Source organism: Streptomyces sp. NPDC085946, assembly GCF_044540485.1.
In the GTDB taxonomy this organism is placed as follows: Bacteria; Actinomycetota; Actinomycetes; order Streptomycetales; family Streptomycetaceae; genus Streptomyces.
The window spans coordinates 399,151-419,916 of record NZ_JBITSF010000001.1 but is presented as its reverse complement, the minus strand read 5'-3'; the positions used below and the strand labels follow the sequence as shown (position 1 = coordinate 419,916).

Genomic DNA, 20,766 nt, shown 5'->3' with positions numbered 1-20,766 from the left:
CGCCCGGGCGGGCGGACGGGCCGCCCACGGGCCGGGGGCGCCCACGGGTCCCGGCGGGCGGGGGACGCAGGCCGGGCTCAGCGGTCGCGGTTGAACCGGGTGGTGACCCAGAGCAGGGCCAGCAGGATGAACAGGGCGCCGCCGCCGGTGAGGTAGGGGCTGAGGCTCTCGTGGTTGCCGCCGTGCTCCTGGCCCTCGGCTGCGAGGGTGGCCAACTGGGCGGCGGTGCTGTGGAAGCTCATCTTCGGCAGGACCTTCACGTGTGGGCGGGACAAAGACGTCGGCTCATCGTAAGCGGCTCCCCCGGCGGCGATCACGCCGACTCCGCCCCGGGGAACCTTCGCGACCGCTCGGTCGTCCTTCCGTCCGTAGCCACGCGGCAGGAACCACGCGGTCAGCACGGAACCCACGACCATCACGACCAGGACGCCCCGGACGACCCGGAGCAGGTTTCCCGTCCCTCGCCGCCCGGCCGGGCCTCGCCCCGGGGACGTGGGGGACGGCACGAAGGGCCGCAGAGGTCCCACGACACGCACATGGGGGAAGACATGTCCGACGGCCACGAGCACGGGAGCGTGCCGGGCAGGCAGCGCAGGCGCTTCCCCGGCATCTCCTCGCGCGCGTACGAGCATCCGGCCGACCGTTCGGCCCTGGTGGCGCTGCGCAGGCTGAGCGGCTTCGACACGGTGTTCAAGGCCCTCAGCGGCCTGTTGCCCGAGCGCAGTCTGCGGCTGCTGTTCCTGTCCGACTCGGTGCGGGTCTCGGACCGGCAGTTCGCGCACCTCAACGACATGCTGCGGGACGCCTGCTACATCCTGGACCTGGAGAAGGTCCCGCCGATGTACGTCACCCAGGACCCGCGGCCCAACGCGATGTGCATCGGCCTGGACGAGCCGATCATCGTCGTCACCACGGGACTCGTCGAGCTGCTCGACGAGGAGGAGATGCGGGCGGTCGTCGGCCACGAGGTCGGGCACGCCCTGTCCGGGCACGCGGTCTACCGCACGATCCTGCTCTTCCTGACCAGCCTGGCCGTCCGGGTGGCCTGGATCCCGCTGGGCAACGTCGCGATCATGGCGATCGTGACCGCGCTGCGGGAGTGGTTCCGCAAGTCGGAGCTGTCAGCGGACCGGGCGGGGCTGCTGGTGGGCCAGGACCTGCAGGCGTCCATGCGGGGCCTGATGAAGATCGCGGGCGGCAACCACCTGCACGAGATGAACGTCGACGCGTTCCTGGAGCAGGCCGAGGAGTACGAGGCCGGGGGCGACCTGCGGGACTCCGTCCTGAAGATCCTCAACGTGCTGCCGCGCTCCCACCCCTTCACCACCGTGCGGGCGGCCGAGCTGAAGAAGTGGGCGCGGTCCCGCGACCACCAGCGGCTCATGGACGGCCACTACCCGCGGCGCGAGGAGGACAAGGACACCTCGGTGCGGGACTCCTTCCGGGAGTCGGCGACGAGCTACGCCGGTCAGGTGAAGAACTCCAAGGACCCGCTGATGAAACTGGTCAGCGACCTGGCGGGCGGCGCCGGCGACCTGGGCGACCGGTTCCGCCGGGGCTTCGGCGGCTTCACGGGCTCCCCGCCGAAGCCGCCGCGGGACCCCGAGGACGCGGGCCCCTCGGACACCGGCGACCGGCCCCCGCGCGAGGACGGCTGACCCCCGGGCCTACACCTCCGGCTGCGCGCTCGTCGCCAGGGAGCCGCACAGGGCCGTCGCGCTGCCCGTGGCGTACGGGTCCGTGCCGGCCGGGCCGCCCGCCTTGGCCGTCTGGCCGGCCAGGAGGGGGCGCAGGCGGTGGGTGGAGTCCTCGGCGCAGGCCAGCGGGCCGGCCTGGACGTAGGAGACGACGAGCTGGGCCTGGTGCAGGCGCAGGTCGTCGCGGTCGAAGCGGAAGTGCAGCTCGCGGCGGACGGTGAACAGCGACGCCTCGGCCCGGTCGCCGGCGCCGGCCGGCCGCAGCGCGTACACGAAGGTGTGGTCCGCGGTGACCTCCAGGGTGGAGGCGTCGGCCTCGGCGGCCTGGAGGGTGCCCTGGACCCGGATCTTCGGGTCGGCCAGCTCGGCCCGGGAGGTGTCCAGGCGGACGAGCCATCCCGTCGGCGCGTGCCGGCCGTCGGCGGTGGGGCGCGCGAAGCTCTGGTCGAACTGGTCGAGCTGGTCGGGGTCGAGCAGGACGCGCACGGAGCGGACCTGCCCGCCGGTGAGCACGTCCGGGTCGAGCGAGGACCGCACGATGTAGTCCTTCGCGGTGGTCAGCGCGGCCACCACCTGGCTGTCCGAGAAGTGCGCGGTGCGCCGGGAGGCGGGCAGCGGCACGCCCTCCGCCCCCACCCGGAACTGCGCGGCGGGACTGCGCGCGTACAGGCGTTCCACGTCGGAGGTGCCGGGCACCTCGCCCTGCGGGGCGAGCGGGATGACGGTCATCCGCAGGGGCTCGGCGGGCTCCGTGGCGGTGGGTGCCTGGTAGGGGTGCCGTACGCCCATGTAGACGGCGGTGCCGAAGGCCAGCGCGATCAGCACGACCAGGATCAGCACCTGCCGGGACAGGCCCCGGTGCGCCGGCGGGAGGCTGCGGACGGCGGGCGCGTGGTCGGAGATGCGCTCCTGGGCGGAGTACTCCTGGAGCCGGGCAGCGCGGACGAACGATTCGTCGAAGACGACGGACCGGTACTCGTCCTCACCGCCTCCCGGGGCTCCTTCGGGTGTCCCCTCAGGCGGGTCTCCAGGCCCTCCCATATCTTCAGGGTAGGTCGCCGGGAGTCCGGGTAAACGCCGGTCCGCGCGCCAAGTTCTGACAGGTCCTCACCCGGTGTGCCGCGGTTTCCGGCGGGCCCCGCTCACGGGGTGCGCGGGATCACCGGGACGGCCGGCTGGGAGTAGTCGGCGGACGCGGAGGGGGCCGCGGCGCTGCCCTGTTCCAGGCCGGTCGAGGCGGGCAGGGGCACCTGGTCCTCGCGGTCCGGGGACGCGCCCCGGTAGACGGCGGTGAAGGCCAGCGCGACCATGCCGATGCCCATCACGAGGGCGAGGATCCAGGCGACGGGCCGGTGCCAGCGGACCTGCTTGCCGTACGCCCCGCTGAGGCCGCGGCGGTCCTCCGGGACGTCGGGCCCGTCGAGGTCGTCGAAGTCGGGGTCGTGGCCCCAGCCGCCGGGTTCGTGGCCGAAGCCGTCGTCGTACCGCTCGCCTCTGGTGCGGGCCCGGCGGGCCTCGGCCTCGGAGGCTTCGGCTCTCGCCTGCGCGGCGGCCAGGAGGCGCTCGACCGCGGTCGGCTCGTGCACCACGGCCGCGCGTACGAAGGCCTCGTCGAAGACCACGGAGGCGAACTCTTCGTCCGACACCCCGCGGTCGTGGTCGTCGTCGGGCTCCCAGCCGTCAGGGAACGGCGTGCCCCCCACGTCCTCCGGCACGGATCCAGAGTAGACCTGGGGGGTCATTTTGGGCAGACGGTACGGAAATTCATCCGTCTGGTGAGACGGCTCGCGAGCGGCTGCGCACGGCGCGCACGCGGCCGCGGCGCACCACCCCTCCGGCCGCCTCAGCGCCGTACGTGCCCGTCCCCGGTGACGATGTACTTGGTGCTGGTCAGCTCCGGCAGGCCCATCGGCCCGCGGGCGTGCAGCTTCTGCGTGGAGATGCCGATCTCGGCGCCGAAGCCGAACTGGCCGCCGTCGGTGAAGCGGGTGGAGGCGTTGACGGCGACCGTGGTGGAGTCCACCAGCTGGGTGAAGCGGCGGGCGGCCTGCTGGGAGGTGGTGACGATGGCCTCGGTGTGGCCGGAGGTCCACAGCCGGATGTGCTCCACGGCCCGGTCCAGGGAGTCGACGACCGCGGCGGCGATGTCGTACGACAGGTACTCGGTCTCCCAGTCCTCGGCGGTGGCCTCCACCACCGTCGCCCGGGAGTCCTTGGCGTACGCCATCACGCGCTCGTCGGCGTGCACGGTGACCCCGGCGTCCGCGAGGGCGTCCAGGGCGCGGGGCAGGAACTCGGCGGCGATGTCCTGGTGGACCAGGAGGGTCTCGGCGGCGTTGCAGACGCCGACGCGCTGCGCCTTGGAGTTGATCAGGATGTCGACGGCCATGTCGAGGTCGGCCGCCGCGTCGACGTAGACGTGGCAGTTGCCGGTGCCGGTCTCGATGACCGGGACGACGGACTCCTGGACGACCGTGTTGATCAGCGAGGCGCCGCCGCGCGGGATGAGCACGTCGACCAGGCCGCGGGCGCGCATCAGCTCGCGCACGCTGTCGCGGCTCTCGCCGGGCACGAGCTGGACTGCGTCGGCGGGCAGCCCGGCACCGCCGACGGCGTCGCGCAGCACCCGCACGAGCGCGATGTTCGACCGGTACGCCGAGGAGGAGCCGCGCAGCAGGACCGCGTTGCCGGACTTCAGGCAGAGGGCGGCGGCGTCGACGGTGACGTTCGGGCGGCCCTCGTAGATGATGCCGACGACGCCGAGCGGGACGCGGACCTGGCGCAGGTCGATGCCGTTGGGCAGCGTGGAGCCGCGCACGACCTCGCCGACCGGGTCGGGCAGCGCGGCCACGTCGCGCACGTCGGCGGCGATCGCGCGGACCCGCTCCGGGGTGAGGGTGAGCCGGTCGACCATGCCCTCGCTCATGCCGTTCTCGCGGGCCTTGGCGACGTCCTGGGCGTTGGCCTCGACGATCTCGCTCGCGCGGACCTCCAGCGCGTCCGCGACGGCGAGCAGCGCGTCGTCCTTCTCGGCCCTCGGCAGCGGCGCGAGGGTCGCGGCGGCGGCCTTGGCGCGGTAGGCGGCCTGGGTGACCGGGGACATCGAGTCGTACGGCGAGAGCGTGGTCATGAGGGAAGGGTAGTGCGACGGACGGGCCCGTTCCCCGCTCGTTCCACACCCCGAGACGCCCGGGGCGCCCGGTGAGACGCCCGGATCAGAAGGGGTGGACGCCCACCGGGGAGGCCGGCGGCGGGCCGTAGCCCTCGGCGACGCGCTGGTGGTAGGTCGCGCGGTCGATGACCTCCAGGCCGACGATCTCCCAGGGCGGCAGGCCGGCGGTCTGGCGGTGCTCGCCCCACAGGCGCAGCGCCACGGCGGCCGCGTCGTGCAGGTCGCGGGCCTCCTCCCAGTAGCGGATCTCCGCGTGGTCGACCGCGTACCTGCTGGTCAGCAGGAAGGGGTGGTCGTGGGCGAGCTGTTCCAGGGCCCGGCGGACCTCCGGCAGCGGGGTCTCCCGGCCGGAGACGCTGAGGGTGACGTGCCACAGGCGCGGGGTGTCCGCCGGCTCCTCGCCCCGGAACCGGTCCCCGGCCGCCACGCTGGCCAGGGGGCGTTCCTCGCCGGCCGCCCGGGAGCCGGCACCACCACGGGACGCCGCCGCCCCTGGGCGCACTCGTCTCACGACGGCCTCCTTCACACAGCGGTGCTCTAGCGGAATTGTCCGTGAGACAAAGTTGGCAGCCCGCACGGGATCGCGTGGCGATTTCGCGGAACGTCCACCACCGGGACCGGATGTTTCCCCGGTTCCGGGCGCCCCCGCGGCGCCCGGCGGGCACCGGCGCGCGGGCGCCTACGGGTGCAGGATCACCAGGTCGTCCCGGTGGACGACCTCGCGTTCGTAGGCCGGCCCGAGGTCGCGGGCGAGTTCCCGGGTGGAGCGGCCGAGCAGCCGGGGGATCTCCTTGGCGTCGAAGTTGACGAGCCCGCGGGCCACCGCGCGCCCCTCGCCGTCGCGCAGCTCGACCGGGTCGCCCGCGCTGAACTCGCCCTCGACGGCGGCGATCCCGGCCGGCAGCAGCGACGTGCGGCGCTCCACGACCGCCCGTACGGCGCCGTCGTCCAGGGTCAGCCAGCCCTGCGGGGTGGACGCGTGCTGGAGCCACAGCAGCCGGTCGGCGGACCGCTTGCCGGTGGGGTGGAAGTAGGTGCCGGTGTCCTGGCCGGTGAGCGCGTCGGCCGCGTGGACCGCGCTGGTCAGCACGACGGGGATGCCGGCGGCGGCCGCGATCCGGGCGGCCTCGACCTTGGTGACCATGCCGCCGGTGCCGACGCCGGCCTTGCCGGCGCTGCCGATCTCGACGTGCGCGAGGTCCTGCGGCCCCGTCACCTCCGCGATCCGCGAGGTCCCGGGCCTGCTCGGGTCGCCGTCGTAGACGCCGTCCACGTCGGACAGCAGCACCAGCAGGTCGGCGCGGACCAGGTGGGCGACGAGGGCGGCCAGCCGGTCGTTGTCGCCGAAGCGGATCTCGTCGGTGGCGACGGTGTCGTTCTCGTTGACGACCGGGAGGGCGCCCATCGCCAGGAGCTTGTCGAGGGTGCGCGAGGCGTTGCGGTGGTGGGAGCGGCGGCTCATGTCGTCGGAGGTGAGGAGCACCTGGCCGACGCGGACGCCGTAGCGGGCGAAGGAGGCGGTGTAGCGGGCCACCAGCAGGCCCTGGCCGACGCTGGCGGCGGCCTGCTGGCGGGCGAGGTCCCTGGGGCGGCGGCGCAGGCCCAGCGGGGCGAGGCCGGCGGCGATGGCGCCGGAGGAGACGAGGACGATCTCCCGCTCCCCGCCGCTGCGCACCTTGGCCAGGACGTCGACCAGCGCGTCGACCCGGTCGGCGTCGAGGCCGCCCGACGCGGTGGTCAGCGACGAGGAACCCACCTTGACGACGATCCTGCGGGCTTCGCCCACGGCCTGCCTTGACCCTGCCACCTTGGCTTCTTTCCCCTCGTGTGCGTGCGGCTCCCCCGTCCGTGAATCTACGCGAAGGGGGTCACGCGGCGCGCATCGGTCCGGTCCGCGAACACGCTCCGCGCGGCGCCGCACCGCCCGCCGCCACGGCGGGGAAACCATTTCCAGACGCGGTGGCGTGAAATCGACGCATCCCCCTTACCATCAGTCGGCTGCTCGTGGCCCCACGGACACGCGCGTGTCGTCCGCAGGCGGGCGCGCGTTAACCCGGGCGCCCGTCCTGCGACGAATCTGGAGTGACCGCAGTGCCCCTACCCCTGCCCCGCCGCCGGCGACCGTCCGCGCACCGGCCGGACCCCGGCCGGCAGACGCCCGCGTCCGCCCCGACCGGACCGGCGCGGCTGCCGCGCCGGTCCACCGCCGTGCGGGCGCTCGTCGCCGCCGGCCTCGCCGCCGCCTTCGCCGCCCAGGCCGCGGGCGCGCTGCTGCCGCACCTGCCGCTGCTGCTCGCCGCGACCGTCCTGTCCCTGGCCGCCGAGGGCGTCCTGTACCGGTGGCAGCGCGGGATGCTGGCGCTGTTCGCCAAGTCGCACGCGGACGTCGGCGTGCGGCACGTCCTGCGGGACCTGCTGCTGGTGGTGGGGCTGCTGCGGCTCGGCGCGCAGGACCGCGAGACGCTGTACGCCCCGCTCGTCGCCGGCCTGCTCGTCTTCTACGGGCTGCACTGCGCGGTCCAGGCGGTGTCGGTGCTGGTGCGGCGCACCCGGACGCTGCCGGTGGTGACGCGCAACATCGACGCCTCGGCGCTGCGCCTGTCCCCCGCCCCGCACGTGCTGCTGCGCCGCCCCGGCGACCGGCTGCTGGTGTTCGGGCTGCCGGCGACGGCCGGGCTCTCGGTCACCGCGGCGGTCGACGCGCCCCGGTACGGCGCCCTGGGCCTGGCCCTCTCGCTCGCCCTGGCGCTGGCCGGCCTGGTCGCGCTGCTGCTGCGGCTGCTGCCGGGCCGCCGCCCGGCGGGCGAGCAGGAGGTGCTGGAGTGGTTCGACGCGTGGCTGGCCGCGTACCGGCCGACGGTCGGCCTGTACTTCTCCGGCGGGCCGTCCTCGGCGTACCAGGCGAACATGTGGCTGGAGCCGCTCGCACGGCTGGAGGAGCGGCCGGTGATCATCCTGCGGGAGCGGTTCATGGTGCAGAAGATCGCCGCGACCGACGTCCCGATCGTCTGCCTGCCGAAGGTGTCGACGCTGATGCGCCTGGAGCACTCCACGCTCCAGGTGCTGATCCACCCGTCGAACTCCGGCAAGACCTCGCAGGTGCTGCGCATCCCCACGCTCAAGCACACCTTCGTCAACCACGGGGAGAGCGACAAGCTGTCGTCGTGCAACCCGTACGCGAAGGCGTACGACGAGGTGTGGGTGGCCGGTCCGGCGGCGCGCGAGCGGTACGCGCTGGCCGACGTCGGGGTCGAGGACAAGGACGTGGTGGAGATCGGCCGGCCGCAGCTGGACGCCGTGCGGCCGTACGCGGGGCCGCCCGCCGGCCCGTACACGACCGTGCTGTACGCCCCGACCTGGGAGGGCTGGGACGGCAACCCCGGCAACACCTCGGTGATCGCGGCCGGCGAGAACCTCGTGCGGGCGCTGCTCGCCGACCCGGCCGTGCGGCTGCTGTACAAGCCGCATCCGCTGACCGGGTCGGTCGACCCGCGGGCGGGCGCGGCCGACCTGCGCATCCGGGAGCTGATCCGCGCGGCGAACCGGGAGCGGTCCGGGCCCCGTCCCGCCGACGACGGCGAGCTGGCGCGCCGCACCGCCGAGCTGGACCGGCTCACCGCGGCCGGCTTCCGGTCCGGGGCCGACCCGGTGGAGCGGATGCTGGCGCAGTCGGCGCCCGAGCCGGGGCGTGCCGGGGCGGTGGCACGGGCGACGGCCGCCTGGGAGGAGGCGTACTGGGCGTCGCTGCCGGAGTGGGAGCACCAGGTGGTCACGGACGCCCGGCCCGCGCTGTACGCCTGCTTCGACCGGGCCGACCTGCTGATCAGTGACGTGTCGAGCGTGATCAGCGACTTCCTGGCGAGCGGGAAGCCGTACGCGGTGGCGAACACCAGCGGGCTGTCCCAGGACGCGTTCCGCGAGGCCTTCCCGACGGTGGCGGCGGCGACCGTGCTGACGCCGGACGCGGCCGGGGTGCCCCGGCTGCTGGAGGCGGTCCGCGACCCGGCGAAGGACGAGCTGGCGGCCGCCCGCGCCGAGCTGAAGCTCCGCCTGCTGGGCCCGGCCGAACCGTCGTCCCAGGAGCGCTTCGGCGCGGCCGTGCGGGAGCTGTGCGCCGCGGCCCGCACCCGCCGGGCCAGGACGGCGCAGCCGCCGGCGGCGGAGTTGCCGGGCCAGCGGCAGGCGGCCGGTGCGGCGGGCCCGGTGGCCGCGCAGCAGCCGGGGAAGGCCCCGTAGCCGTTCCGCGCGCCGCTCAGACGCCCAGCGTCCGGCGCACCTTGCGGGCCGCCCGGCGCACGAAGGAGTCCGCGCCGCCCTCGCGGTAGCCGGGGTAGGCGCGGGCCTCGCGGGGCGACGCGAGGTAGACGGAGTCCGGGACGCCCGCGGCGGCGTCGCGGAAGTACGGGTAGGCCAGGTAGACGCGGCGGCCCCTCCTCTCCAGGAGGGCCGCCGCCTGCTTCCCGGAGCGGACGAACTCCACGACGTCGGGCAGCAGGTCGGCGCGCTGCTCGGCGACCAGGTGCAGGCGCAGCCGCTCGTGGACCTTGAGGCGGCGGGCGACGCCCTCCGTCCAGTGGGCGTCCATCAGCGGCTTGGCCAGCTCCAGCTTGTGCCGGCGGGTCTCCTCGCCGTCCTTGAGGTACTTGGGCCCGAACTGCGGCAGCAGCGTCACGGTGAAGGGCCGGACCATGAGCTGGTCGCGGCGGGGGCCGGCGGGCACGTGCTCGGCGATGAGGCGCATCAGGGCGCGCGCGGAGTCGAAGCGCAGGGTGTGGTCGCCGCTCCTGGTCACGTGCTTGCCGTCGTCGCGGCCCACCAGGTAGTAGCAGGTGTGGTCGGCGATCACGGAGACGCCGTCGGCCCGCAGGTACGCCTCCATCGTGAACAGCGCGTCCTCGCCGGTGAACAGCGACTCGTCGAAGCGCATGCCGTGCCGGGTCAGCAGCTCGCGGCGGAACAGCTTCTGGGCGCTCAGGGTGAACTTGATGTTCGAGGAGAAGACGTCGGTCCGCTCCAGCGTGCTGCCCCACATCGACTTGGGCGCCGAGCGGTTGACGCCCTCGACCCGGCCGAGCACGACGTCCGTGCCCGCGCGGTCCGCCATGGCGACCATCCGCTCCAGTGCCTCGGGGCCCAGCCGGTCGTCGGCGTCGAGGAAGAAGACGTACCGCCCGGCCGCCTTGCCCAGGCCGACGTTGCGCGGGCCGCTCGGCCCTCCCGAGTTGTCCTGCCGGATCACCGTCACGGGCATCGGGGCCCGGGCGGCGAACTCCTCCAGGCACTCCCCCGTGCCGTCCGTCGAGCCGTCGTCGACGGCGATGACCTCCATGCGCTCCGGGCCGATGGTCTGCGCCTCGACGGACTCCAGGCACGCGACCAGATACGGCATCGCTTCGTACGCCCCGATGATCACGCTCACATCAGGCTGCGTCACGTTTCCCCCTCGCCAACGGATATTTCCCCCCGTATCTCCTTATTCGCTACCTGGAAGACGGGTGCTCAGGGCAAGCGGTTGCCCCGAGCCGGTGGTGGAGTGAGTCACCTCACAGCCCACCGGGAGATACGGACGCGGACGCGGAAAGGGCTCGGCCCCCGGGGAATTGATTCCCCGGGGGCCGAGCCCCGTGCGTCCGTGCCGGAGGCGGGTCAGCCCGCGCTCACCCCGTCGGTGTCGCCGGCCTCCGCCGTCCGCTGCCCGGGCAGGGCGTCCGCCAGCTCGACGTCCGGGCCGCCGGCCGTGATCCGCGAGGTCTGGCCGAGGTTGCGCGTCTCGGCCTTCAGGGCGAGGTCCGCGACCGCGCCGTTGAACTGGTCGATGGACTTCGGCTCGTCCGGACCCAGCAGGTACCGCTTGAGCTCCTTGCGGTCCCCGGCCAGCGGGTCGGAGGCGGGGTCGCGGACCGCGGCGAGCAGCTCGCCGAGCTCGGCCGCGCTGTTGGTCAGGATCACCGCGGCGCGCACCGCCGTGTTCTGCCGCTTGAACTCCTCGGCGCCGAGCTCCGCGGAGTCGGTGACGGCGTACGGCTTGCCGCTGGCGATGAAGTCGGAGACCACGCTGGAGATGTCGGAGACCATCGCGTCGGAGACGTTGAAGCAGTCGTACAGGCGCGGCTGGGCGCCGGTGATGACGCGGTGCTCCCAGGTGGGGAAGGAGTTCCAGTACGCGGTGTTCCACTCGGCGCGCAGCCGGGCGATCTCCTGGTGCCGGGAGACGTCGACGATGCCGTCGCGGGTGGCCTCGGCCTCGTCGCCCTTGCCGGCGCCCGTGCCGACCAGCTCGGCGATCCGGGCCTCGATGCGGGCCAGCTCGGCCTTGGCGTGCGCCTGGGCGGCGGCGTCGGCGGTGAAGCGCGGGTCCGCGGCCCGCTCGGCGGCGGACTTCTCGACCAGGGCGGTGATCCGCTGGTGGGCGGCCTTGGCGTCCTTGCTGCGGGTGCCGGTGAACGGGTGCGGCTTGTACAGCACGCGCACCGGCGGGTCAGCCGTCACCAGGCGGCTGACGATGTTCTCGCCGGCCAGCAGGATCGAGGTGTTGCCCGGGTTGTCGTCCCAGCCCTCCCAGGTGGGGGCGTACAGGACCGTGGGTATGCGCCCGTCGGGGACGCCCTGCCAGGTCCGGATGGGGGCCAGCTGCGGGCGGCCGACCTCGACGATGTCGTCGTCGCGGACGCCGACGTCGGCGATGGCGTAGCGGTCGCGGCCCGCGCGGCCGGCGGTCCACACCTCGTCGTAGACCTTGCTGAACGGGTTGACGCTGGCGAGCTTGTCGCTGTCGCCGTGGCCGATGAAGACGTGCTTCATGGTGGGCACGCGCAGCAGGTGGATGTTCTTGCCGACGTTCGCCGCGTACAGCGCGACCCGCACCGTGGACAGGTCCATGTTCATCAGGTGCACCCCTCCGGGCACGCAGATGACGGGGACCGTGGTGGGCGCCAGGTTGTTCAGGATGACGCGCTCGCGCAGGATGATCAGCGGCTTGGAGTCCAGCTGCTCCATGGTCTCCAGCCACATGTTGACCTGGTAGGCGGAGTCCCGGGAGCCGGAGAAGTACAGCACGGTCTCCGGCCGGTACTCGCCCAGCCAGTCGTCGACGGCGGCCAGCACCGTCTCGGCCCTCGGCGGGACCTTGCGGCCCCGCACGTACGGCAGGAGCGCGAGGACGTACCCGGTGCTCAGGCCGAGGGTGACGCCGATGCCGAAGAAGCCGAACACGGCGGAGTCGGTGGCGGCGGAGACCACGATGCCGACGACCGCCGCGAGGTCGAGGTGCAGCATCTTCTCGGCGGAGCGGTGCAGCAGCCGGCGCGGCGGGGCGTCGGGGATGCGGACGCGGGAGGCCAGGTCGACGTTGCGGGTGGCGACCGGCATCCGGCGGCGGTTGCGGATCAGGGTGACCAGCGCGCCGTGCGGGGCCTGCAGGCCGTAGAAGGCGATGAAGCAGGCGATGGCCCCGTAGTAGATCAGGTTGTCCGCGAGGGACAGCCGGGCCAGCAGCAGGATCAGCAGCAGCTGCCGGATGAGGAAGCGGATCGACAGCCCGGCCCGCACCTTGCTGAGGCGGTTGATCAGGTAGCTGCCCTTGCGGTGCAGATAGTGGTCCGCCAGGTACGTCACGGCGGCCGCGGCCGCGAAGGCGGGAACGCTCGGGACGAGCGCGGCCAGCATGAGGACGGGGAAGCCCGCCACCATGAGGACCGCCGCGGCCAACTCGGCCGCGCTGCCCACCCGGGCGACGCGAATAGCGGTGGATATCACGGAGAAACCTGCTCTGAGAGGGGGAGTGCCGGTTTTGTTCTTCGATGCGGCTGGTCTGTGCGGTATTTACCAGTCGTACGGATTCAGGCCCCCGCGAACACCCGGTGAACGGATGTCCGCAGAGGCCTGAATTACGGAAGTCTATATACCGTCAATTATTACACGCCGTCCTGGCGGTCCAGCACGGAGGCCAGCGCCTGCTCGAAGCCGGACGCCTTGGCCGCGCCCGCCGTGGGGTCCTGCTGGCGGACGTCGATGACGTGGCCGGTCAGCTCGGACAGCAGCACGTCGAGCGAGGTGCGGGCCACGGCCTCGGAGGACAGCAGCGTGCCCGAGGGCTCCTGGCCGAAGGCCTTGGTGCGCATCGGGGTGGCGGTGCGCTCCGGGTTGATGCAGTTGACGCGGATGTCGTCGCCGGCCCACTCGTCGGACAGCGCCTGGGTGAGGTTCACCATGGCGGCCTTGGTGGAGGAGTACAGGCTGTACTCGGCGCGGCCGCGGGTGTAGCTGCTGGAGGTGTACAGCAGCAGCTGGCCCTTGGTCTCGGACAGGTACTTGTACGAGGAGCGCGCGATCTGCACCGGGGCCAGGTAGTTGACCTTCAGCGCCTCCTCGATGGTGGCGTTGTCGGTCTCGGCGAGCTTGCCTATGCGCAGCACGCCGGCGGTGTTGACGACGTAGTCGATGCGCCCGGTCTCCGCGTACGCCTTGGACAGCGCGTCGTCGACCTCCTCCGGGTTCTCCACGTGGGTGCCGGTGGTGGAGCGGCCCAGCGCGTACACCGTGGCGCCGTAGGACTCGGCGAGTTCGGCGATGTCCTTGCCGATGCCGTACGAACCGCCGAAGACGACCAGGGTCTTGCCGGTGAGCAACTCGCGGTAGGCCTCCTCGCCGTTCTGCTCGGGCGCGGCGGTGGAGGCGAGCTGGAACAGCTTGTCGGCGATGAAGACGTCGACGGGCTGGGTGACCTTCATGTTGTACTCGTCACCCGCGACGACGTGGATCGGCACGTCCGGCAGGTACTTGAGCACGACCGAGCAGTCGTCGGTGGCCTGGAAGTTGGGGTCGCCGGCCGCGACCTCGTAGGCCCGCTTGATCGTGGACAGCTTGAAGGCCTGCGGGGTCTGGCCGCGGCGCAGGCGGGAGCGGTCCGGGATCTCGGTGATGAACTCGCCGTCCTCGCCGTGGGTGCGCGTGACGATGATGGTGTCCGCGGACGGGATGGCGACGTCGACGGCCTGGTAGCGCTCCAGGGCGGTGACGCAGTCGTCGATGACGCGCTGCGACAGCAGGGGGCGCACGGCGTCGTGGAAGAGGACGTTGAGGTCCTCGCCCTCGGCCAGGCCCTCGCCGAGGGCGGCGATGGCGCGCTCGGTGGTCTCGTTGCGGGTGGCGCCGCCCTCGATGACCTTCTTGACCTTCCGGAACCCGGCCTTGGCGACGATCTTCTCGATGTCCGGCACGTAACCCGGCGCCATCAGCACGATGATGTCGTCGATCGAGTCGGCCTTCTCGAAGGTGGTCAGGGTGTGCTCGATGACTGCCTTGCCGGCGATCTTCAGCAGCTGCTTGGGGATCGACAGACCCACGCGCTGACCGGTGCCACCGGCCAGGATCACTGCGGTGGTACGGGGCTTGGCTATGTGCTGGGACACAGGTGACCTACCTTGGGGCGACAGGGGACTTGGAAATGGTCCCACTTGTGGTTACCGCAGTGCAAGGTGAGCGACCTTGGCTGCATATGTGCGCGCAACCTGTCATTCACCTTTAACTCCCGGTGACGGGCAAACGGTTCCCGGGGACGCCCCCGCATTTGCTGTGAGTAACTCCACAGCCGCGCGGATCGCCGTGCGTGACGCCGTGACGGCTCAGCGCCGCCCCAGCCGTTTCAGGCAGCGGTGACCGAGGACCTTGACCAGTTCCTTCGACGATGTCTGGTGAACGGTACGCCCCTTGACGGCCCCGGCCGCCGCGGCGAGCGCCCCGTACAGCGCGTGCGCGGCCACCCCGGGGTCGAGCCGGGGCTCGTCCGGCGCCGGGGAGGGGTGCGGCACCGGGGTCCGCGGGGCCGCCGCGGCGGGCTCCGGCACGGCGGACAGCAGCGCCGGGTCGCCGAGGACGCGGACCCCCGAGGCGCCGATCCGCCCGGCCGCCTCCGCGCCGAGCGCGGCGGCGGCCTCCACGGCCCAGCGCGGGGTGCGGATCCTCACATCCCCCGGCGTGGGACTGCACGCGTTCTTCATATGCAGCACCGCGCCGTTGCGCACCAGCCGGGAATACAGCCCGTCCGGCAGGCCATTACTGCGGAATTCCTTATTAAGATTCCGCAGCATTTCGGTCTCGGCGAGGGTAAGGGAACGATTCGCCGTGTCCGGGACCGGCTGCAGCAGATTCTCCGGGAGCCCGAGGAGCGCCTCGAAGGTCCGCAGCAGCCCGCCCCGGTCGCGGTCGTCGACCACGACGACGGTGACCCGCTCCGGCCCGACCGCCCGGGCCCAGCGCCCGACCAGCCGGTCGTGCCGGTGCCGCCGCCAGAAGCTGGGGGTGGGCTTGTCGTACGGGGCCTTGCGGAGCATGTGCTCCAGCCATTCCTCGTAGCCCATGCGCAGCCCGTTCTGCACGTACTGCTGCCACTGCGAGGGCAGGATCCGCACCAGCGGGCGCAGGGTGACCAGGACGTGCACGCGGTCGCCGCCCACCTGCCGGACGATCCGGGCGATCGTGTCCTCGTCCCCGGCGTCGGCGAAGAACTCGCTGCTCACCACCGAGGTCCGGTCGCCGGTCGCGTCCACCCGGCCGAGCAGCCGCGTCCAGTGCCGCTGGGTGGGCACCGGATCGCCGATCATCGCCGGGCGGGCGCAGGCGGCCAGCGCGGCCTCCATGGGGTGCCGGCTGTGCGCCGGGAAGGCGACGCCGTACGCCGGCATCGCGTCCTTCGCGGCGAACAGGGCGCCCTGGACGGCGGTCGTCCCGGTCTTGTGCGGGCCGATGTGCAGCAGGCGGGTGCCGGCGGGCAGCGGGGCGGGCCGGGCGGCGGTGGGCCGCGCGGGGGCGGCCGGGGCGGGGGTCGTGCAGTCCGTCTCCATGGTGAAGGGACGGTAGGAGGGGTTCCTGAGGCGGGGCTGAGAGGAGCCTGGGACCGCGATGAGTCCCGGGCTCCCCGGTGCCGTCAGGTGGGCGGCGTCACACGACCTCGACGCCGGGCCGGCCCGCCTCCACGCGCAGCCGGGCCAGGGTGGTGGCGGTGGCGGTCGGCTGCCGGACCGTGTCCACGATCCGCACCCGGGCGTCGATGCCGTCGCGGCGGACGTCGAGCAGGTGGTAGCCGCGGTGGGCGTCCAGCAGCTTCCAGTGCGGGTTGTCCGGCAGGCGCGGGTCCCACTCCCGGTGGAAGGCGGCCTGGTCCTGGTCGCCGTTGCTGGAGATGGAGGTGCCGACGAACTCGGCGCCGACGACGGCGGAGTCCGGGTCGGCGAAGTCCTCCTTCAGGTCGCTGATCATCGTCAGGTGCCGGTCCCCGGTGAGCACGACCGGGTTGCGCACGGACCTGAACTCCTTCAGGAACTGGTTGCGTTCGGCCTGGTAGCCGTCCCAGGCGTCGTAGAACCACTGCTTGCCCTCGCCGACCAGCAGGTCGGTCTCGGCCATCATGATCTGGGAGGCGATCAGGTTCCAGCGGGCGGGCGAGTCGTGCAGCCCGTCCAGCAGCCACTGCTTCTGCCGCGCGCCGAGCATGGTCAGGTCCGGGTGCTGCGCGCCGGCCTGGCTGGTGGCCTGGTCGCTGCGGTACTGGCGGGTGTCCAGCACGTTGAGCCGGGCCAGCCGGCCGAACTCCAGGCGGCGGTACATCCGGATGTGCGGCCCGTCCGGGATCGCGGTGGCGCGCACCGGCATGTGCTCGTAGTACGCCTGGTAGGCCGCGGTGAGCCGGGCGGTGAACGCGTCGTGCGGCTGCTTGTCGGGGTCCTGCGGGATCTCGCCGGCGAAGTCGTTGTCGACCTCGTGGTCGTCGAAGGTGACCACGAACGGCGCGTGGGCGTGCATCGCGGCGAGGTCCGGGTCGGTGCGGTACTGGGCGTACCGGTTGCGGTACTGCACCAGGGAGTACGGCTCGCCGGTGCCCTCGTGGCGGCGCAGGGCGGTCGCCGACGGCGTGGACTCGTAGATGTAGTCGCCGACGAACAGGACGATGTCCGGGTCCTGTTCCAGCATGTCGGCGTACGGCGTGAAATAGCCGTGCTGCCAGTTCTGGCAGGAGGCGAGCGCGACGCGCAGGGTGCCGCCGGAGCGGTGCGCGGAGGGCGCGGTGCGGGTGCGGCCGGCGGGCGAGAGCTGCCCGTCGGCGCGGAAGCGGTACCAGTAGGTGCGGCCCGGGCGCAGCCCGCGTGCGTCGACGTGAACGCTGTGCCCGTACTCGGGCCGGGCGTGGGCGGTGCCCCGGCGGACGACTCTCTTGAACCGGGCGTCCTCCGCGACCTGCCACTCCACCGGCACCACGCGGTCGGGCATGCCGCCGCCGTTCAGCGGGTCGGGGGCGAGCCGGGTCCACAGCACGACGCCGTCCGGCAGCGGGTCCCCGGAGGCGACGCCGAGGCTGAACACGCCGTCGGGCAGCGGGGTCTCGGCGGCCCGGGCGGCGGACGGCAGCCACAGCTGGGCGGAGGCCGCGGCGCCGAGCACCGCGGCACCGGCGGTCAGAAAGCGGCGTCGGTCGGGCGCTGCGGCCCCGTTCTCTCCGGTCATCGGCGAACTCCCCTGCTTCGCTGGCCTGTTGCGGACACTGCGAAGCTCGCCGTCCGGGCGGTCCGCCCGCTGAACACCGAGGATCGCGTGCATGACAAACAAGCAGACAACAGGGGACCCGCCGCGGCACGGCGACAACACGACAAACGCGAACTGGCCGCAACGGGTCTTACGGAACGTCACCTTCCGTCAGGGGAGGCCGCGCAGGGCCGTCAGTCGGCGAGGGACGCGCCGAACCGCGCTCCCGTCGCGGGCAGGCCCACCGTGCCCGCGCCGAACGTGGTGGAGCCGCTCGCGGTGATCCCGCCGGTGGTGGCGGAGAAGATCCAGATGCCGCCGTTGGCCGCGTTCTCCGCCGGGGCTCCGGCGACGAGCCCGTGCCGCCTGTCGCCGTTGGCGTCCACCAGGGCGGTCTCGGCGCCGAACCGGTCGGCCTTCTCCGCCGTGCCGGGCACCCCGGCGGTGTCCTGGCTGAAGGACTTGGCGCCGCTGCCGGTCAGGCCGCCCGCGCCGCCGCGCAGCACCACCACGCTGCCCGCGTCCGTGATGCCGCCCAGGTCCTCGCCGGGCAGCCCGGTCGCCACGTCGGGGTAGCCGTCGCCGTTGGTGTCGCCGATCGACAGGCCGCTGCCCATGCCGTCGCCGCGCTCGCCGGTGCCCGGCACGCCCGCGGTGTCCTGGTTGATCCACACCGGCTTGCGGGTGGCCGAGGTGCCGTTCGGACCGCCGTAGGCGACGATCACCGCACCGCCCCTGGTGGGCAGTTCGACGTCGCTGTCCATCGCGTCGCCGGAGTGGCCGACCACGATGTCGCCGTAGCCGTCCTTGTTCAGGTCGCCGATCTCGATCCGCTCGCCGCCGATGACCCGGCCCTGGCCGTCCTTCAGGATGCCCTTGGCCGTGAAGCCGTCCGGGCCGCCGGCCAGCAGGTCGACCGCCCGGGAGTCGCTCTCGTCGACGAAGGTGGAGCCGACGGCCAGGTCGGCGACGCCGTCACCGGTGACGTCGCCGACGGCGATGCTGTGGAAGCGGGACATGCCCTCGGGGTCGACGGTGAACGGCCTGGCGCCCGCCGCGCGGCCGTCGCGGGTGAAGGGACCGCGCAGCACGGTGCCGTCGCCCGGCGAGCTGTCGCTGCCGTACTCCTCGGCGAGCTGCACCAGGTCCGGGTTCTTGTCCCCGTCGACGTCGCCCACGCCGTACCGCATGCTCGAGTATCCGGCCGCCCCGGAGCGGTCCAGGACGGTGGGGGTGGCCGAAAGACCGGTGGGACCGCCCCAGTTGACGACGAGGAACTGTCCGTCGTAGCCCTCGATGAGGGACCACTGCACCGTCGACACCAGATCGGCGTAGCCGTCCCGGTCGAGGTCCGCGCTGCGCAGGTCGCTGCCGTACGCCGTCTGCGGCCTCAGCGCGTCCCTGTCGCGCCAGGGCAGCAGTTGCTTGCGCGAGACCGACAGGCCGCTCGCGGAGCCGTAGTGGACGCTGATCGCGCCGGCCTTCGCCAGGGTGCCCACCTGGGTGCCCGGGGCGCCGACCGCCAGGTCGGGGTAGCCGTCGCCGTTGAAGTCGTCGTGCAGGCGCTTGGTGCTGGGCGCGGCGGCGGCCGCTGCCTCCGGGGTGGCGGCGCCGGCCGTGGGCGCCGCCAGGGCACCGGCGGCGAGGACGACAACGGTGGCGAGGGCGAGCCGCCCGCGGCGGGAACGGCGGTGGGACGGCGGGGAGGTGTGCAGCGACATGCGGGTTCCTAGCGGTCGTGAGGTGCGGGAGAGGAGGTCGGGAAGGCGCCGGGCCCCGCCGGGGCGCGGGCCGGCGGGGCCTGCCGGAAAGCTCAGCCGGGGAAGTGGGAGCCCAGCGCGGCCCCGGCCGCGACCGTGCCGAGGGTGCGGGCGCCGAAGGAGAAGGAGTCCCGGGCGATGACGCCGGCCGGACCGGAGCGCAGCACCCAGACGGCGCCCGCGCCCGCGTCCTCGGCGGCCGCCGCGACCACCGGCTCCGCCCGGCCGTCGCCGTCGCCGTCGACGAGGTGGGTGGTGGCGCCGAAGAAGTCCTGCCGCTCGGCGGTGCCGGGCACGTCCGCGCTGTTCTGGCCGAGCACCGTGGTGCCGGCGCCGGTCGGCCCGTGCGGCCCGCCGGGCACGACGGCGAAGGTGCCGGCACGGCTCACCCCGCCGAAGCTCTCGTAGGGGTTGCCGGCCAGCACGTCGCCGTGTCCGTCGCCGTCCACGTCCCCCACCGACAGCGACCAGCCGAAGGAGTCGTCGGCCTCCTGGACGCCCGGGACGCCGGGCGTGTCCTGGGTGATGACCTGGGGGGCGCCGGAGGTCAGGCCGTGCGCACCGGCGTACCGGATCCGCAGGGAATTGGCGCCCAGCACCAGGTCCGCGCGCCCGTCCCCGTTCAGGTCGCCGAGGGCGAGGGCCCCGTGGGCGGGGGCGGCGAGTTCCCTGAGGAGGGTGAGCGGACGCACTCCGCCGCGGCCGCCGAGCAGTTGGTTGACCTGGTAGGTGTAGCCACCCTCGGGGTCCCTGTCGTACGCCCGGGTCACCGTGACCAGGTCGGTGGCGCCGTCGCCGTCGGTGTCCCCGGCCGCCACGTCGACCGTCAGCAGGTCGTCGTCGGCGAAGGCGACGCCGTCCTGGGTGCGCGAGGGCCGCCCGTCGCGGCCGAAGGGCCCGTACGTCACCCGGCCCTCGCGGGCCAGGTCCTGGTGCCCGTCGCCGTCGAAGTCACCGGCGACGGTCCGGTGGGCCTGGTGGCGGCCGGTGCCCTCGGCGGGCAGCACCTTCCCCGCGGTGAAGCCGCCGGGGCCGCCCCACAGCACGGTCCGGTTGCCCTCCCGGGCGAGGCCGCCCTGCTCCCACCGCTCCCCGCTCGCGGCGACCACCAGGTCGGTGAAGCCGTCGCCGTCGAGGTCGGCGGCGGTGAGCCGGCTGCCGAACCGGTCACCGGCCTCGACGGTGCCGGGCACCCCCGCGGAAGCCTGCGTGTGGACCGTGCGGGCGGCGGGGCCGAGCCCGCGCGGGGAACCGTACAGCACCGCCACGTACCCGGCGTCCGCCTTCCCGCCCACCGTGGCGTGCGGGGCCGCGACGGCCAGGTCCCCGTACCCGTCGCCGTCGAAGTCCTGGCGGACCTGCGCCGCGGCGGCGGGCCGGGCGTGCGCCACCGGCACGACGGCGGCGGTGGCGCTGAGCAGGGCGAGCGCGACCACGACGGTACGCCGGGCTGCGCCCCGTACGGGCTCGGACACGTCGACTCCGGGGATCGGGAGGGCGGTTGACCGCGGCGGGACCCCGGTCTCCGTCCGGGACCAAGATCCTCACCGCACGCCCCGTACGACTCCCTACCCCCGGACTTGGTTGCCCTGGAGTACGCCGCGAGTTCGCCCGGCCTTCA

At 73.5% G+C, this 20,766-nt stretch carries 15 protein-coding genes; 2 read left to right on the top strand and 13 right to left on the bottom strand.

What is annotated here, in order from left to right; translation table 11 throughout:
- Positions 1 to 77: 77 nt before the first annotated feature.
- The gene (locus ACIF8T_RS01800; RefSeq protein ID WP_400030060.1) at positions 78 to 242 is read right to left on the bottom strand and encodes a hypothetical protein; all 165 of its coding nucleotides are present in this window, start codon (positions 240 to 242) and stop codon (positions 78 to 80) included.
- Positions 243 to 548: 306 nt separating this feature from the next.
- Between ACIF8T_RS01800 and ACIF8T_RS01795 the strand changes: the two genes are divergently transcribed.
- Positions 549 to 1,658, top strand: coding sequence for a M48 family metallopeptidase (locus ACIF8T_RS01795; RefSeq protein WP_400031457.1), 1,110 nt, complete (start codon positions 549 to 551; stop codon positions 1,656 to 1,658).
- Positions 1,659 to 1,667: 9 nt separating this feature from the next.
- Here the strand turns inward: ACIF8T_RS01795 and ACIF8T_RS01790 are convergent, their stop codons facing one another.
- The 5 genes from ACIF8T_RS01790 to proB all read right to left on the bottom strand — a co-directional run bounded on the left by ACIF8T_RS01790 (position 1,668) and on the right by proB (position 6,655).
- On the bottom strand, positions 1,668 to 2,738 hold the full coding sequence (locus tag ACIF8T_RS01790) for a hypothetical protein (protein WP_400030058.1): 1,071 nt from the start codon (positions 2,736 to 2,738) through the stop codon (positions 1,668 to 1,670).
- Between the two features lie 101 nt (positions 2,739 to 2,839).
- On the bottom strand, positions 2,840 to 3,439 hold the full coding sequence (locus ACIF8T_RS01785; protein ID WP_400030056.1) for a hypothetical protein: 600 nt from the start codon (positions 3,437 to 3,439) through the stop codon (positions 2,840 to 2,842).
- A 101-nt stretch (positions 3,440 to 3,540) separates the two neighbouring features.
- Entirely contained in the window at positions 3,541 to 4,827 is a 1,287-nt protein-coding gene (locus ACIF8T_RS01780) for a glutamate-5-semialdehyde dehydrogenase (RefSeq protein ID WP_400030054.1), read from the bottom strand.
- A gap of 85 nt (positions 4,828 to 4,912) precedes the next feature.
- Positions 4,913 to 5,371, bottom strand: a complete 459-nt coding sequence (locus ACIF8T_RS01775; protein WP_400031455.1) for a hypothetical protein — start codon at positions 5,369 to 5,371, stop codon at positions 4,913 to 4,915.
- Between the two features lie 177 nt (positions 5,372 to 5,548).
- A complete protein-coding gene (proB, locus tag ACIF8T_RS01770) occupies positions 5,549 to 6,655 on the bottom strand; it encodes a glutamate 5-kinase (RefSeq protein WP_400031453.1) in 1,107 nt (368 codons plus the stop codon).
- A 422-nt stretch (positions 6,656 to 7,077) separates the two neighbouring features.
- Between proB and ACIF8T_RS01765 the strand changes: the two genes are divergently transcribed.
- Positions 7,078 to 9,105 carry a hypothetical protein gene (locus ACIF8T_RS01765; protein ID WP_400031451.1) on the top strand — a complete coding sequence of 676 codons (2,028 nt, stop codon included), beginning with the start codon at positions 7,078 to 7,080 and terminating at the stop codon, positions 9,103 to 9,105.
- A 16-nt stretch (positions 9,106 to 9,121) separates the two neighbouring features.
- Here ACIF8T_RS01765 and ACIF8T_RS01760 read toward each other — a convergent pair whose 3' ends face one another.
- The 7 genes from ACIF8T_RS01760 to ACIF8T_RS01730 all read right to left on the bottom strand — a co-directional run bounded on the left by ACIF8T_RS01760 (position 9,122) and on the right by ACIF8T_RS01730 (position 20,620).
- On the bottom strand, positions 9,122 to 10,258 hold the full coding sequence (locus ACIF8T_RS01760) for a glycosyltransferase family 2 protein (RefSeq protein WP_400031449.1): 1,137 nt from the start codon (positions 10,256 to 10,258) through the stop codon (positions 9,122 to 9,124).
- A gap of 257 nt (positions 10,259 to 10,515) precedes the next feature.
- Positions 10,516 to 12,624: a hypothetical protein gene (locus ACIF8T_RS01755; RefSeq protein WP_400030052.1), complete on the bottom strand. Its 2,109-nt coding sequence runs from the start codon at positions 12,622 to 12,624 to the stop codon at positions 10,516 to 10,518.
- 158 nt (positions 12,625 to 12,782) lie between these two features.
- On the bottom strand, positions 12,783 to 14,279 hold the full coding sequence (locus tag ACIF8T_RS01750; protein ID WP_400030050.1) for a D-ribitol-5-phosphate cytidylyltransferase: 1,497 nt from the start codon (positions 14,277 to 14,279) through the stop codon (positions 12,783 to 12,785).
- Positions 14,280 to 14,492: 213 nt separating this feature from the next.
- Complete coding sequence (locus ACIF8T_RS01745; protein WP_400030048.1) at positions 14,493 to 15,710, bottom strand: hypothetical protein; 1,218 nt, start codon at positions 15,708 to 15,710, stop codon at positions 14,493 to 14,495.
- A 97-nt stretch (positions 15,711 to 15,807) separates the two neighbouring features.
- Positions 15,808 to 17,367 carry an alkaline phosphatase D family protein gene (locus ACIF8T_RS01740; RefSeq protein WP_400030046.1) on the bottom strand — a complete coding sequence of 520 codons (1,560 nt, stop codon included), beginning with the start codon at positions 17,365 to 17,367 and terminating at the stop codon, positions 15,808 to 15,810.
- A gap of 212 nt (positions 17,368 to 17,579) precedes the next feature.
- On the bottom strand, positions 17,580 to 19,106 hold the full coding sequence (locus ACIF8T_RS01735; RefSeq protein ID WP_400030044.1) for a VCBS repeat-containing protein: 1,527 nt from the start codon (positions 19,104 to 19,106) through the stop codon (positions 17,580 to 17,582).
- Between the two features lie 92 nt (positions 19,107 to 19,198).
- Complete coding sequence (locus ACIF8T_RS01730; RefSeq protein ID WP_400030042.1) at positions 19,199 to 20,620, bottom strand: FG-GAP repeat domain-containing protein; 1,422 nt, start codon at positions 20,618 to 20,620, stop codon at positions 19,199 to 19,201.
- Positions 20,621 to 20,766: the final 146 nt, after the last annotated feature.